Below are 14,356 nucleotides of genomic sequence, written 5' to 3' on the forward strand. Positions count from 1 at the left end.
CCTTTCCCTAAAATTTAGTATCTGCAATATAAAAGCCTTTTCCTTTGATTGAGGCTAAAATACCATCATCAAGAGCTTTAGCTAACATGAATTGAATAATATTAGTATGATCTAACAAATAAAGCGCTGTGTCATATTCATCCTTTGAGATAAAACGATAATAATGGGAAATGATATATTTCACATCAATATGTTCTTTTAAAAGATGAATAACAATGGATTCATCACCATGATAAAATTTTTGAATACATCTTTTTAAACCATAGGCTTCACTTAAAATCATTTGAGTATCAACGCCCCAATCAACGAAACCACAAATAAAAAAGGATTCATCACTGAATCCTCGCTCACGCATACGGTCGCGTATTTGCTCTTCTGAAAAACGCATTAAATCAAGTTTACATAGCGGTTCACTATAACCTGAATCACGTATCCTAATATCTGCTATCATTATAGACCTCCATTTTAAAACCAACAGACTTCTTACACATTTATCTAAAACGTTGTAGTATAATATTTAACATATAACAAAAACAGGAGCAAAAAATGTCATTTTTCTTATTAATACTAACTTTTACTATTACTTATCTCATTCCAATTATTCAAACTATTCTTCAAATATGGGAATTTATCACTAATAAAAAGGAATCTAGTATTACTGTTAATGGAAATATTTATGAAACAACTATAAACTATGAAGTTCAGGAAGTTAATTCTTCTAGATTATCTGAAAATATTGAATATATCAGAAAAAAACTATTTTCTTTTTATCCAAAAATGATATTATTACTTTTTATTTTCAATTTTATATCTAATTGGATTAATCTTCCAAGCGATTCTATTCTCAAAGGAAACACTAATAATTTCAGCTTATTTACCAATGGATTAACCCCAATTTTTGAAGCAATTATCCAAATGTTTGCCAATGCTTTCATAGCTACAATATTACCTACTGTTTCGCTAACTGTCTCATTTTTAAGCGTATTACTTCTTAAAAAAATTCTCCATTTTAAATTCGCTAACCTTTTTACAATAGCATATTATATACTAACCATTTTCTGTTATTTACAACTCTATCAAAACCTTAAAGATTTTGATTTAACTAGCATTTCTATAATCATTAATGTCTTAAACGTGACTATTGACTACAGTCCATTAGTTACTCTATTTGCTTTTATCACAATGTTTATCTTTACTGCAGTATCTCAAACACTAATTAATATTATATTTGAAACAAAAGAAACTAAAAAAGACTTTAAATTATTAGAAAACCTACTACCTAGATTTAGATTTTATATCTTTTTAGTAGCAATCCCTATCGTATTATCGTTCATCATCAATTACTATAAAAACTAATAATAAATTATTTAATACCAATAAAATCAATCTAAAAATAAAAGGACTAAAAACCTCTTTTTGAAAATAATCATTGATAATTATTGACAAAATAAAACTAACAATAAATACTCCAAGATAAAATTTTCGATTTTCATTAAGAACTTTAAAAAATTTCTTCATAGCAAACACCATTTCATTAATAAATAGCAAAAATAAAGTTCTGTCATCACATGGATTGTGTTAGCCAAACAAAAATCTGTATAAAATTTTGTTCTGATGGATTCATATTGAAATAGTTTTAATACGTTAAAATAAGGCTGATATGTTCCTTCTTCAACTTCATGTCGTCTCGAATAAATATCAATAATACTTCCAGCACTCCAACAATATAAAATAAAGGCAATCAATATGTATAATGCTTGTTTCATTTTTCCTCCACTTTTTATCAAACTAAAAAAGGTAGTCAAACGACTACCTTAATCCTTTTTCATAGTGTGTCCACATACTTAATATTTTAATAACCTTTTCATCTTCCAAAACCTGATAAACCAATCTATGTTTGATATTAATTCGACGTGAATAAAGACCAAATAAATCACCTTGTAACTTTTCATAAGTTGGTGGTGTTTGATAAGGATTTTCTTTAATTAACTCAATCAAATTTTTAGCTTTTTTATCTAATTTAGAAGCTTTCAAATGTTTAATCTGGGACACAGCTGTTTTAGAATAAACAATTTGATAAGTCACCAATCTACCTCATCTTCTGAAACAAACTCACTTAAAGGTGCGTTCATATCTTTTTTAAGTTGCTCTTTAAGTTCAGGAACTGAATATAAGTACAATGTTTCAACCATTCCATTATACTCATCCTCACTTAAAACAACAGCATTACCATTTTTAGTAGACACATTAACAGGTTCGTTAAACTTAATGGTTTGTTCTAGCAAATTGTAAATATCTTTTCTGAAATTTGTAACAGTTGTATTTAACATATTATCACCTCTTTATACGTACATTATAGCGTACGCTTTTAGAAAAATCAAGCAATAACAACTATTGTTTTACCCAAATTCTTCTAGATAATCCTCAACTTTAATCATTAGACCATTAACAATCGCATCTATGTCATGAGAAGTTAAAAACAAATCATCTGATACTGTTTTGTACTCTACTTTGACATGCTTAAATGTAGAATCGTAATAATCATAGCTGATATAAAACTGATTGACACCAAATCCTGCGTATCCTAAACGGAAAGCTGTAACAAAATGACCACCCAAACGGTTAATAATACGATTTAATAGACCATTTGCTCCACCTTGATAATAGTTCGGGATACGCTCTAAAAGTCTTTGTTTAACAATGTCACCAACCTTTTCCACTTCTTGTCTAGAAGCTTGATGATTTAATTTTTCACGAATTTCCTCCATTAATAATATCCCTCCGCTATTTGATTTAAAGCTTCTAGCTCTTCAACAGTATAATAACCTGTTCCAAATCTAGAAGTTCCCTCAACTTCCACAACCTCAACGGTATTATTGAGATTACCTGAACAACCAATTGCCATCAATTTTCCAAAATACAATGGAAAAACAAACCATTGGCGCTGACCTGTATCTGGATTTCTAATCAATGCTCTAATCATACCAACTACCTCAATGAACATCTAGGAAACCATCAGCTACAAAGCCACCAGAACTTTCAATAGCAATATCTCGTCCATACGCTTCGTAATCAAAGTACGTCTCCAATTGGTCTCTCGGAATATTCTGAATACCTAGTTCATCAACCCAATATTCACCAAGCTCTCTATCTGTATTGACATCATAAATCAAAGTCATATCATCAAAGTCATCTACATAGAACAAAAAGCCTCTAACATCATAACCAAAGAACTCATGGCACGCATAAACCAAATGTTCATCAACATCTTCAACTAATTCTGAAAATTTAAGAACATGTTCAAGCAAATCATACTCATCAATAAAATCAACATTAGAATCAACAATCACTAAATTATCGTAATCATCTGTTTCATCTAATCCAAAGCGTGCTTTAATACTCTCTAAGCTAGTTGGAAGTGCTACTTCTTTTTCTTGACCGTTTAACGTATTTCTCAAACGAATTGTAATATCCATAATATTTCCTCCAAAACAAAAAGGCGATTAGACTAACTAACCGCCTTACTCTTAATTTGAAACTTCAGCTAAGCTATGACCAATTGCTGACATTACACGGTGTGCTTGACGGATAACCTGTATTTCTTGATAATAATAAGATTTAACATTCTTACGCATAGTCTCAAGAACTTCTTCAGGTAATGAATAATCTTCTTTTTTCAAAAGAGCATTCAACTCGCCTACCGCTTCCCATGCTTCATCATACTTATAAGCTAACAACAATTCTGACACTTGATTAGCAACAGCTAATAATTTTTTATCATTTTGATTCATCTCTGCCATTTTAATTCCCTCCCATTTTACAGCAACAAAAAACAACCTACAAAAAGTAAGTTGGTGGCAAGCGTATCCGTTTAGCTCTTCCAAATTGATAAGTTTTTCGACTAAAAATCAGTTGCTTTTGAAAGGCTTGACGTCTTAATCGTAAAAAATTTGCAAGAGCTATCCAAAAATAATCTTTCAATAAAATACTCATTATACTCCTTTTCTTTTTTACTAAACCAAAACTTCAAACAGCCAACCTTTGAATGTCATCTTTTCTTGTTCGTTATTAGTATTTTTCATTCTCTAAACACTTCTTTCATACGATTTAAATGTTTTGTTAAATGATTATCCTGAATTAGCTCATATAAAATTTCACGTCGTTTATCTTCTTCCTGTAATAAAATACCAAACACTAAAAGCTTTCTCTTTCTAGTCACTAACTGTTCAAGCTCACTATGATATTCTTTTTGAAGATACGTAGCATTCATTCCTGAATAATCATTAATTGTTTTTCTAGCATTATTTATCAATTCATTAACTTCCTCACGATAGCTTGAAAAACGGTCTGTTTCGATTTCAGGATAATAAAAGTACCTATCAGGTAACATCATCACCACATACTCAATTAATTTTTTATCAGGTATTCGAACAACCAAAAAATCAAGTAATTCTGTATTAAAAGAATTTACTGTCATCACCTATCTCCTTATAAAGTATTCAAACACAGTCATCATACTCACCTTGATTTAAACGAACAAACGCTTCAACAGCAACCAACGTCCTTTTAGCTTCATCTGTTAACTCACCTGAATTTAAAACATAATCCAAATTATCCTCGCCGACGATTTTATCAAACTCCCTTACCAAAGCTAAACTATTAGATACTTGATAGCGAAGCCATGCAATTGTTCGTCTAATATCATAGGGCTCAGGGTCAATTGAAATAACAACACCCTCTGAACCACCAAATAATCGTTGCCATTTACTATCAACCAGATAAGCGCCATAATCATTCGTGCCATCATAAACAGTAATACGACTATTAATTAAGCCACGCCCTAAAATTGCTAAGTCAACACCATTAATATATTCGTTGACAATGCTATCAGCTTTCTTTTGAGCTAAACGAATTTCATAACGATTCCAAATATTAAAGACTTCCAAAGCTTCATTAACTGTAATGCGTTCTTGTTTTGCTAATTCATAGCGCTTTTCATAAAAGTTGAAATACATCTCTGACTGACGAGAACCAAAGTAAATCGATATACCTTGTCTTTCTTCCTCGTTATCATTGTTAGATGAACCAAGTGAACCACCACCAATGTAGTTCCACTTTCGGAGTTTATCAAAGTACAATTCCTTTTTATAATACTTACTAATCAAATCTTCCAATTGGAACTGTTCATTTTCACGACCAACACCGAGATACAATTCATCAATAGCTATATCCAATCGTGTTACTTTCATACTATCACCAAATGCTGACCGCATATTAGCTAGTAAATCTCGCCATGTTAAGCCATAGTGCTCAAGCATAACTTCCATTTGGCGACAGCCACTACCTGATAATTGAATGGTTATTTGATAATTATTAGTCTCAAATTTATCATGATAATCAAATATCCAAACATCACCACGTTTCCAAAGGTGAGTGTACATCATCAATTTTGTTTCATACGAGCCAAACTCACGAAATGGAATTAACAAATATTCCCTTGTAAATTTTTCCAAATCACGAACACTTTTAAAAGTGATTCGTAAGTAGTCAATCATGTAACGCAACCTATCCTTATCACAATCAAAATAACCAAAAGCACTTTTGATTTTATGAAACGTCTCAACACTTAATGTCTTTTTTCCTAATTCATATCTAGAAATTAACGATTGAGAGATACCAACCGTTTTAGCAAAATCAGACTGATTAAGCCCTGTTTTCTTCCGAAATCGTTGCAAGTAGTAAGCTTCCATCTACTTTAACCACCCCCTAAAAATTTTAGAACCAAAAAACAGTGATTTTAGAACCACTTATCAAATCTCGCAAACCCTTGATACATATAAGTTTTGGGCGTTGCCAGTTGCCATTTTCGCAAATCTCTACCCCCCTATTAGAAATACGGGGGTTAATTTCTTTTTCCAAGAAGCGATAACCGCTTGATAACCGCCGATAACCGCATGGGCATTCGCCCATGCTATCGGCTATCAAGCTATCGCTTCTTGGAAAAAGAAAAGGGTAAACCTACCCTAATCTTCACTTTCTTTGGTAAAATACTGCTCCACAGCATTAGACCACGTTAAATCATTTGTTGCTTTAAAGTCAAAGAGCTCTTTCACTAAAGCCACTTCCGAACTAGTTAATACCTGTTTATCAGTATCATCATGCTCAAAAGTTGTATAACCGTCATCTTCAATCATTTTCACAACCTTAAAAACTTGTGGACGAGAAGCACCAATACTATCAGCAACTTCTTTTAAGCTATATTTAGTCTCTTCTGTTTGAACTTTGTTAGCCGATATCTGATTAGCCTGATTAGTCGCTTCTGTGGCAACCGCCAAAAGTTCTTTATCGTTAACAATATCAACAGAAATTTCTGGATTTTCATCAGGGTCAAAACGATTTTCATGACGCTCTAATTTAATAAACTCATCATAAAACTCAAATCCTTTAGGCATATTCGGTGAGAAAAACTCACGAGCCACATCACCCATAACAGCACCATATCCACGACCATAGACACGACGACCAGAAATATATTTAAGATATTTAAAATCTTTGTTACGATTAACTTCACCATACATAATGTCATAGCCTCCGTCATCAAGACGCCCAACATTCAAACGCATATTAATATTTGCTTGCAATTTAGAACCCAAATCTTCACGACTTGGTTTTTGCATAGCAGAAATATCAAAAACACCCGCTTGACGACCTAAAAACAAAATGTTTCCAAGTGATTTATCTAATCGTTCACGTTGTTTATAATCTAACATTGCCATTAAAGCGTTAAGCTCATCACAACTAATAAAATACGGCTCTAAGCCATATTCATAATATTTTTTTAAACTCTTATGTTTCAATCGAACACGTTCATCATTCATGAATTTATAACGTGCCATCATGATTACTTCTGCTTTCTCAAAACGTTGTATAATATCTTCAACATCAAAAGCAACACGACCTTTAAAAGCTGGCATATCAGCTATCGCTACAAAATCAGCCTGCTTAGGGTCACAAATATCAACCACACCAATTTTAGCTAAAGCTAAAACTAATGTTTGCAAAAGAACCGTTTTACCACCACCAGTACCACCTGCAACAAGCAAATGTGGGTCTGAATCAAAATCCCAATAAAAATTTTTCATCAGCAACAAGCCTTTTCCTTTTTCGTACGTTACATCTGTAACATTAATACGATTAAGAAAAGCTTGATAAGCCATAGTATACGTCTTATATTTAACGTCATCTACTGTTTCCATAAAATCCATAAACAACGTTTTTTCAAGCTCACCACCCATTTTTGAAAACTTATCTTGAAATTTGTTCCCAGCCATCTCAAACGAAATATCCAAATCATATTTACGCTGTTTCACATAAATTTTTGGATATCTAATTTTAGACTTTACATTTTGACCTGACCGCTTTTTCTCATAATAAAAACCATGTTCAAAAAAATATTTTGATAAAATACCTAAACGGTCAACTTTCTTACCAAAAGGCGTTTGTTCTCTAAAAAACCATGAAAACCAAATACCTAAAACAATTGCCAAAACACTTAAAACAGCTAAAATCACAATTGTTTTAACATCTACTGCTTTTAAAGCGTCAATATTAACATAACCAAAAGCAATTGATGGTAACAACAACACAAAAGAAAAAACGAAAGCTAAAGTCACATTTAGCTTTCGCATGTACGGACGAATTCGTCGCCCTCTATATTCAGGCAATAATCGCATAGATTACCCCCTATTTTTTATCTTGCTCCTGTGATTTTGGTTGAGATTGATTAGGTGTTTGACCTACTTTTTTAACATTAGAAGCTAAAAGTTTAATACGGTCAGAACGTTTACCAATTGACACATAGGCAAAAGTCAAATCATCAAATTCAATAACATCACGATACTTAATACCAAGTTCCGCAAAACGAACCTCGGTCATATCTGATACTGTCACATTAACTGACTTTTTCAAAACAGAGGATGATACAGAAAGCACCAAACCACGTGTTTCACCCGTAGGAATTTGTGGATATGTTCCATCTTGACGGCGTGGTTGAGATGTATCGTCTGTATAAACCAAATCCTCTTCAACAACTGCAATTAACTTCAAATCACCCAAAATTTCTTTAGCTGAAACAAGTCCATCATTTAAAATACGATATTCTTTATCTGCAACCTGTAACTTCTCACCAAAATTCAAACCAACTTTTGCCATTATTTATTACCTCCTACACGTTTAAAACCTTTTGCCAATACATTCATAGCTGGTGCTACATCTTGACCATTCCAAGCTGTATCTTCTAAGAAGAAACAATCACCATCAATTTCAAGCTCATCATCAAATTGAAACGTTTGAGAAAGAGCAGGTGTAATAATATGAAAGACACCATGTTTTTCATTATTTACAATATGACGTTGATAATTTCCAGCTTCCCCATTCACACGACGTAGCGCTTGACCTAATTGTTCGTAAAAGAACTTACCAACAAAATCTTTTTTCAATTTCAAGTTATCAATAATTTCCATTTAAATTTTCCTCACTTTATTTTTTACACAATAAAAAGGCAGTTTTAAGACATGCCAAGGTCACATCATTAATCTTCTTTACGTTTGCGAATACCTAAGAATCCAACCATTGTCATCAAGATACCAGATAGAACTGTAACTAAGCTTAAAACAACATTATCTCCTGTTTCAGGTAAAACTGATTGACTAACAACTGGCACATCTTCTGCCACTTCTGGCGTTTGCACATCAGTTGGTGCTTGTGGTTCTTCTGGCACTTCTTCAACTGGTGGTTCTACCGTATGGGTAACCACTTCGTTTGATGGTACAGGAACTTCTGTCACATTACCATCTTCATCTTCAAAAGCAAGATGGTTCGTGAAATCATTATAAACATCACCTGCTGCGATACGAACGAACTCAATATCAACCTTAGCTTGGAAGTCTGAGTCTTTAGCCACTTGTGCTAAGAAATCAGAATTAAGAGATACATAGAAGTGACCTGTGACATCGTCGTAAACAGCCTGCGCATAAGCTTTGAGATCTTCGCCAGATTGGATGACTGTCCCGTCTTTTAAGGTGATTGGTACAAAAGCATAAATGCTATAGCCTTGATATTCATCATGTTCAATGTCAAGATAATCTTCAAAGTCATATTTCACAAGCGTATCTTTACCATTCGCTAAGACTTTAGCCCCCTCAAGCGTGTAATGACCTGTTTCACCGATTTGAAGCTCGCCACCATCAATTGAAATACCTTGGTCATTTAAAACATCTTTAACCGTCGTTAAAGCCACATCATACTCATTAAGATGATAAGTCGCTGTTAGATTATCTTTGAGTGGTGTTTCCACTGGTGAAGTTGGTAAGGTAACACTTGTCAAGGTTAGTGTTGGGTCTGGCAGATACTTAAATTCTTCAGTTGTAACCATTGACGTTGTGCCAAAGAGGTCAAATTCAATGTAGTTGACAATATTACCATTGCCATCAACAACATTATCATCTGACGTATGAGTGTAGTTAACCGTTGTTGAAGACCCAACCATAAGATATGTCCCCTGTGGTGCTTGTTGGTAGCCATCTACGGCAAAACCAAGACCTGTTAGAGATTTATCCGCATTGGCAATCAGACCTGAACCATCTGGGTTAACATAGTTAAGCGTATTACCATCAAATTCGATTTTAGACGTTTGGTCATTATCGACGTCCCCAACCACAGAAGCAACCACCAATTTAACAGCATTACCACTATCATCTACAAATTGGAAAGATAATCCCAAGTTATCGTAGTTCCAATAATCGACAGCGATACCATTGTCAGCAGTTTTCCCGATAACAAACCATGAATCTTCTTTATCAGTTAAAGCACTAGCTTTGGTAATCGTCACAATCGCATTAATATTAGTACCATCAGTTGCTTTACCAATATTATTTAATGTAAAGGTATCGCCAACAGTCGCTTCTGTAACTTTATAAAAAAAATCTGACGTCGTGCCATAAATCGCTGGGTCATTTGCAGTATCATGACTTGTAACTGTTACGCCATTCGCATTAGAAATCGTTGTGTTATCTTGCCAGCCAAGACTTTGAGCTGTTTTAGCGTTAGGGTCAAGTGTCACTACTTTAATGTTTTGATAGTAAGCAAGACCTGTCGCATTAGTATCAAACTCACCTGTGACATAAAGATAATTGGCTTCATCTGAAGCAATGTTATTACTCTTTAAAGCATCTTCACGAGCTTTCACTTGCGCATTATAAGCATCAACGGCTGCTTTTTCAGTTAAGTAATCACTAACAGCTTGCTCATTAGCTTCAGCAATACTTTCCGCTTGAGCTTGACCTGCTTGATAATCAGTAGTTAACGTGCCATCACCATAATCAACTGTTGTTTCAGTTACTGTTGCCCCATAAGTTGATTGAGCTTCTGAAACAGCTTGATTCGTGCTTTCTGCCTGTGCTTTAGCACTTTCGTAAGCTTCGTTTAGGGCTTGATTATCAGCTGTGATTTGCGCATTTTCAGTATTAATCTGTTCTTGTTGCGCTGTGACTGCTTCCAAGCTTTCTGCTTGTGTGGCATAATCGGCTTGCGCTTCTTCCTGATTAACAACTGTTTCTGACGTGGTTTGCGAAACTGTGACACCTGTATTTTCTGCGTCGCTAATCGCTGTATTTAGCTCATCACTTGCTGGCTCAACAATCGTTTGACTAGCTTCAGCAACTACTGGAACATCTGTTCCGTCAGGCACAACAGCCTCATCTGCGTTAACTTTACCACCTAGAAAAGCTAATCCTAATGCAATACCACATACTAGACCGTATGCTTTTGATTTACGGAAAAATCCATGACCTACAACATTATTATTTTTCATTAATTTAAAACTCCTATTTAACTTTTTTTATAAAACAAAAAAAGATAGCAAAAACTATCTTTAACTCAACAACACTAAATAACTAGCTGGTGCTCTTGCAAACTTCACTACATCATCTCGCTTTCAATTTAATCTAAAATCTGACGTTCAATATGTAGCCACTTTCGACCTTTTGACTTTAATAAAAAATCAACAAGTGACGTTGTTGACTTACCTTTAAAAATAATAAAACTACCGTTAGCAATATAACGGCGTAATGTTGCATAATCTAAAGAAGAAACTTTTACAATATAAGCTTCATCATATCGTTTATAAGTTTTTACAAAAACAACCTCACCTGACTTTTTCAAGAAATAAACACGAATCGAATTAGACTGTGCTTTATTTCTTAATTGATATAGCAACTTATGCTTAACTAACCATTGTTCAACTACATTATTTGACATTTACTTTCTCCTTTAACTAATCCGCAAACACCTCCTCAATATACTTATCATTAACAGCAATATCACCATTTTTATCATCATAAGCGTAATAATCTAAAGTAATTGCTCCATTACGAATCGTAACGATAGTCGGTGCTTTAACCACATCAAAACGACTTGTTAACGCTTGTCCGTCCGTTGAATTAACATCAACATAAAACGTTGTCACATCACTTTGTTTAGCTTCACTCTTAATCTTACTCATTCCAGCTTCACAGTAAGGACAACCCTTTTTATAAAAAACAATGTTGACATCTTCATTAACTGTATCATTATATACTTTAGCCGTTAAATCGCTATGATAATCACTTGAATAATAATCATAACCAATCTTTAACGGAACTAATAAACCTAAAGCAATTAACGAAACCAAAATAAATTTCTTTCGATTTACTATTTTCTTAAAACCATTCAATAAAACACCACCCCTTTTTTAAACCAAGAATCACGAAACTTATCTTTCGTATCATTTTCTCTATCTTCATGAACAAACGTTCCAAAAGAATAATTCCAACCATTTATATAAAAATCTAGCAACTCTTTCTCATACAATTCAACAAATTCAACTAATACTGCTCGATTTTCATATTCTGCAAACGGATAAACTGGACGATATATTTCACCTGTTTTATCATTAACAATCTCAATCCCATAAAATTTTATCATTGGTTGAAACTCACTATCATAACGCCATTTATCGATTATATTAATATAAATTTTAACTCACCCACTCACTAACTTTCTTTTTATTCATTAAGTAATAGCGTTTGATAGTATTTACAGCCCAATTGCGTAAACCTGATGTTATATCTTCACTACCGTATGCTTTTTCATAGAGTTTTTCAATTTCATCAACAGCTTCTTGATAACAAGCGTCATAACAATCAGACATTGAACCATAAATTGATATGTTCCAAATAAACCGATTGACAATTCTTTCATATTCTTTTTTATAATAATCATCCCTGTTAGCACTCATAATAATCCTCCATTTTCAATAGTTATCTTAACTAATGTCTCGTATCACCACCATGAACAATCGCCCATGTTGCAAACGTTGCAAAACCAAATAAAATTAAAACAAGTAAAAATATCACTCAACATCACCTCTTCTTAATTTTTTGCAAAAGAAAAAAGCCATGAACTTTCTTCATGACTTACATATAACTAATAATCTTTATCCAACTCTCGTTCAACATTCCTAATAATAATTTGTAAATTTTCAATCAAAACTGGAATGTCTTTTAAAGCAATTTGAACAATCTCATATGAATCTGTTCCACCATAGTGATGATATGCTTTATCCCTGAATCTCTTAATTTCAGACCAAGGCAATAAATCAGCATATCTTTCTTGAAGATCACTAGATAACTTACGAGAATCTAATTGCTCACCAATTTGCCCGATATGCATTGCTAGCGAAGCAACAACCATTTCATCATATAAATCAATACCATAATGTTTTACTTTATCTAAAGTATTTTCAATTTCTTCTGCAAAGCTTAACATCTGCCTAAGATAAGAATAATCCAGTTCCAACTGCTCTCTTCTCATATAGTAATACCTTATCCTTTTCAAAATTCTTATAAACTTCTTTACCAATATATGTAGAATTTGTTGAAAGTCCTTCCATAGTCATTAAATCAACTTCTACATCATCAAAAACAGCCTCTAATTCATCATAAAGTTTATAAAATGCAAAACCTAAAGCCTCTGAACCTCTTGAAACAATAACTAAATCAATATCACTATTCTCATCAGCTTCACCTCTTGCATACGAACCAAAAAGATAGACAGCAGATAGGTTATACTTCTCTGCCAATGGATTAATCTTTTCTTGTATCTGTTCTATCGTATAAACCATAACTACATACCTCTCTTTCTAGTCTTATTATAACATATAATATTAGACTTTACTGTTTTCCTATGTTTTTAAAACCTTTTCCCTCACCGACTTCTCCTAATGCTAAAATATTAAGATTAATACTAGTTTTCTGAATATCATTTTCATCTACCTTAAATTGGCAAAAAATAATATCTTCTTTCAAATAAAAATCACCTCACCTATTATAAAATTCAAAACACAAACTAATATGCTTTAAGAAACCTACTAATTTATTTAGTAGGCTTTTTAAAACAAAAAATGTACAAGATTAACCTGTACATTCAATCAACATATTCTGATAATTCATTCTCAATCTTTCTTAAAATAAAACGTATATCCTCCGATTCACCATACATTTCAAATTCAGCTAATTGAGTTTTAAACCTACCAATAGCATCTAACAATTTAGAATACTTATCATCTTTTTGAACTAAAAGTTTTTGATTTTTAACCTTTAATTCAGCAACCTCTGCATTTAATTTCGAATTTTGGATAACGACTTCTTTCATCATATCCATTGTCTCCAAAATCTCTTTTGCACGAGAAGTGTTATTATACAGATTTTCTCTAGCCTTTTCTTCACGTAACATTTCATTACGAATATATCTCGTATCATTTTTAATAGAATAATGTTCTTTTGAAAGCTGTTCACACTCGTCAGAAACTTTCCGTGATACTCCACTAATAGCATTAGTTAAGCCAGTATGCTCTTTTGATAAACCATCATGTTCTTTTGATTGTGCTGTAAATTCTCTCAAAATAGCACTTGTATCTCTAGAATTCCTTATAATACTATTCAAAACTCCAAAAAGAGCAATTAGAGCCGTTAAAAACGTTGCTAAATCCATAATCGAATAATCTCTTATCATTTTTCCTCCATTCTATCATATTTTCTTTTATCTTGGAAAAGGGTATTATAAACGCTAATACCCTTTTTCAAAACAAAAAGTGACTTATTGCTAAGCCACTTTAATATTTCAATACTTTAAATATTTTAAAGTACACTAAAAACAACTTTAACTTCAATACTGATTTTAAGTACAGCGAAAACACCTGCTTAAAATCAAAGAAAATACAATGGTTAAAGCATTCGTGGGCTCATATCGTCGCCAAATG

General features: G+C 32.8%; 23 protein-coding genes. 1 reads left to right on the forward strand and 22 read right to left on the reverse strand.

What is annotated here, in order from left to right:
• Positions 1-7 precede the first annotated feature (7 nt).
• Positions 8-451, reverse strand: coding sequence for a hypothetical protein (locus E8M05_RS08310; RefSeq protein WP_041973221.1), 444 nt, complete (start codon positions 449-451; stop codon positions 8-10).
• A 95-nt stretch (positions 452-546) separates the two neighbouring features.
• Here E8M05_RS08310 and E8M05_RS08315 point away from each other — a divergent pair, with 95 nt between their 5' ends.
• On the forward strand, positions 547-1,356 hold the full coding sequence (locus tag E8M05_RS08315) for a hypothetical protein (RefSeq protein ID WP_041973224.1): 810 nt from the start codon (positions 547-549) through the stop codon (positions 1,354-1,356).
• 158 nt (positions 1,357-1,514) lie between these two features.
• Here the strand turns inward: E8M05_RS08315 and E8M05_RS08320 are convergent, their stop codons facing one another.
• The 21 genes from E8M05_RS08320 to E8M05_RS08415 form a co-directional block, all read right to left on the reverse strand.
• Positions 1,515-1,766 carry a hypothetical protein gene (locus E8M05_RS08320; protein WP_041973228.1) on the reverse strand — a complete coding sequence of 84 codons (252 nt, stop codon included), beginning with the start codon at positions 1,764-1,766 and terminating at the stop codon, positions 1,515-1,517.
• A 43-nt stretch (positions 1,767-1,809) separates the two neighbouring features.
• The gene (locus E8M05_RS08325) at positions 1,810-2,085 is read right to left on the reverse strand and encodes a Txe/YoeB family addiction module toxin (protein WP_041973231.1); all 276 of its coding nucleotides are present in this window, start codon (positions 2,083-2,085) and stop codon (positions 1,810-1,812) included.
• Positions 2,082-2,330, reverse strand: coding sequence for a type II toxin-antitoxin system Phd/YefM family antitoxin (locus tag E8M05_RS08330; protein WP_041973234.1), 249 nt, complete (start codon positions 2,328-2,330; stop codon positions 2,082-2,084). The genes E8M05_RS08325 and E8M05_RS08330 overlap by 4 nt, the downstream gene beginning before the upstream one ends.
• A 69-nt stretch (positions 2,331-2,399) precedes the next feature.
• Positions 2,400-2,768, reverse strand: a complete 369-nt coding sequence (locus E8M05_RS08335) for a hypothetical protein (protein ID WP_041973237.1) — start codon at positions 2,766-2,768, stop codon at positions 2,400-2,402.
• Entirely contained in the window at positions 2,768-2,983 is a 216-nt protein-coding gene (locus tag E8M05_RS08340; protein WP_041973281.1) for a hypothetical protein, read from the reverse strand. The genes E8M05_RS08335 and E8M05_RS08340 overlap by 1 nt, the downstream gene beginning before the upstream one ends.
• A gap of 10 nt (positions 2,984-2,993) precedes the next feature.
• Complete coding sequence (locus E8M05_RS08345) at positions 2,994-3,476, reverse strand: antirestriction protein ArdA (RefSeq protein ID WP_041973240.1); 483 nt, start codon at positions 3,474-3,476, stop codon at positions 2,994-2,996.
• Between the two features lie 51 nt (positions 3,477-3,527).
• Positions 3,528-3,800: a hypothetical protein gene (locus E8M05_RS08350; RefSeq protein ID WP_041973243.1), complete on the reverse strand. Its 273-nt coding sequence runs from the start codon at positions 3,798-3,800 to the stop codon at positions 3,528-3,530.
• Positions 3,801-4,078: 278 nt separating this feature from the next.
• Complete coding sequence (locus tag E8M05_RS08355; protein WP_041973246.1) at positions 4,079-4,477, reverse strand: hypothetical protein; 399 nt, start codon at positions 4,475-4,477, stop codon at positions 4,079-4,081.
• 22 nt (positions 4,478-4,499) lie between these two features.
• On the reverse strand, positions 4,500-5,750 hold the full coding sequence (locus E8M05_RS08360; protein ID WP_041973249.1) for a replication initiation factor domain-containing protein: 1,251 nt from the start codon (positions 5,748-5,750) through the stop codon (positions 4,500-4,502).
• Positions 5,751-6,023: 273 nt separating this feature from the next.
• Entirely contained in the window at positions 6,024-7,733 is a 1,710-nt protein-coding gene (locus E8M05_RS08365) for an FtsK/SpoIIIE domain-containing protein (RefSeq protein WP_012962330.1), read from the reverse strand.
• A gap of 10 nt (positions 7,734-7,743) precedes the next feature.
• Positions 7,744-8,211 (reverse strand): hypothetical protein, encoded by a 468-nt coding sequence (locus tag E8M05_RS08370; protein WP_014619895.1) that lies wholly within the window; start codon positions 8,209-8,211, stop codon positions 7,744-7,746.
• Positions 8,211-8,522: a hypothetical protein gene (locus E8M05_RS08375; protein WP_041973254.1), complete on the reverse strand. Its 312-nt coding sequence runs from the start codon at positions 8,520-8,522 to the stop codon at positions 8,211-8,213. Before E8M05_RS08375 ends, E8M05_RS08370 begins: the two co-directional genes overlap by 1 nt.
• Before the next feature lie 68 nt (positions 8,523-8,590).
• The gene (locus E8M05_RS08380) at positions 8,591-10,870 is read right to left on the reverse strand and encodes a putative cross-wall-targeting lipoprotein signal domain-containing protein (RefSeq protein WP_136596462.1); all 2,280 of its coding nucleotides are present in this window, start codon (positions 10,868-10,870) and stop codon (positions 8,591-8,593) included.
• A 128-nt stretch (positions 10,871-10,998) separates the two neighbouring features.
• Positions 10,999-11,316: a hypothetical protein gene (locus E8M05_RS08385; RefSeq protein WP_014620225.1), complete on the reverse strand. Its 318-nt coding sequence runs from the start codon at positions 11,314-11,316 to the stop codon at positions 10,999-11,001.
• A gap of 16 nt (positions 11,317-11,332) precedes the next feature.
• Positions 11,333-11,728, reverse strand: a complete 396-nt coding sequence (locus E8M05_RS08390) for a thioredoxin family protein (RefSeq protein WP_231557395.1) — start codon at positions 11,726-11,728, stop codon at positions 11,333-11,335.
• A 38-nt stretch (positions 11,729-11,766) separates the two neighbouring features.
• Positions 11,767-12,021: a hypothetical protein gene (locus E8M05_RS08395; protein WP_014620226.1), complete on the reverse strand. Its 255-nt coding sequence runs from the start codon at positions 12,019-12,021 to the stop codon at positions 11,767-11,769.
• A 52-nt stretch (positions 12,022-12,073) separates the two neighbouring features.
• On the reverse strand, positions 12,074-12,334 hold the full coding sequence (locus tag E8M05_RS08400) for a hypothetical protein (protein ID WP_012962340.1): 261 nt from the start codon (positions 12,332-12,334) through the stop codon (positions 12,074-12,076).
• Between the two features lie 188 nt (positions 12,335-12,522).
• A complete protein-coding gene (locus tag E8M05_RS08405; protein WP_014620227.1) occupies positions 12,523-12,909 on the reverse strand; it encodes a HepT-like ribonuclease domain-containing protein in 387 nt (128 codons plus the stop codon).
• Positions 12,869-13,219 carry a nucleotidyltransferase family protein gene (locus E8M05_RS08410; RefSeq protein ID WP_012962342.1) on the reverse strand — a complete coding sequence of 117 codons (351 nt, stop codon included), beginning with the start codon at positions 13,217-13,219 and terminating at the stop codon, positions 12,869-12,871. The genes E8M05_RS08405 and E8M05_RS08410 overlap by 41 nt, the downstream gene beginning before the upstream one ends.
• Before the next feature lie 49 nt (positions 13,220-13,268).
• A complete protein-coding gene (locus tag E8M05_RS11740) occupies positions 13,269-13,403 on the reverse strand; it encodes a hypothetical protein (protein WP_014620228.1) in 135 nt (44 codons plus the stop codon).
• Between the two features lie 118 nt (positions 13,404-13,521).
• Entirely contained in the window at positions 13,522-14,109 is a 588-nt protein-coding gene (locus E8M05_RS08415) for a hypothetical protein (protein ID WP_041973261.1), read from the reverse strand.
• Positions 14,110-14,356 lie beyond the last annotated feature (247 nt).

Origin of the sequence: Streptococcus pasteurianus (assembly GCF_004843545.1) — a bacterium.
Lineage (GTDB): Bacteria > Bacillota > Bacilli > Lactobacillales > Streptococcaceae > Streptococcus > Streptococcus pasteurianus.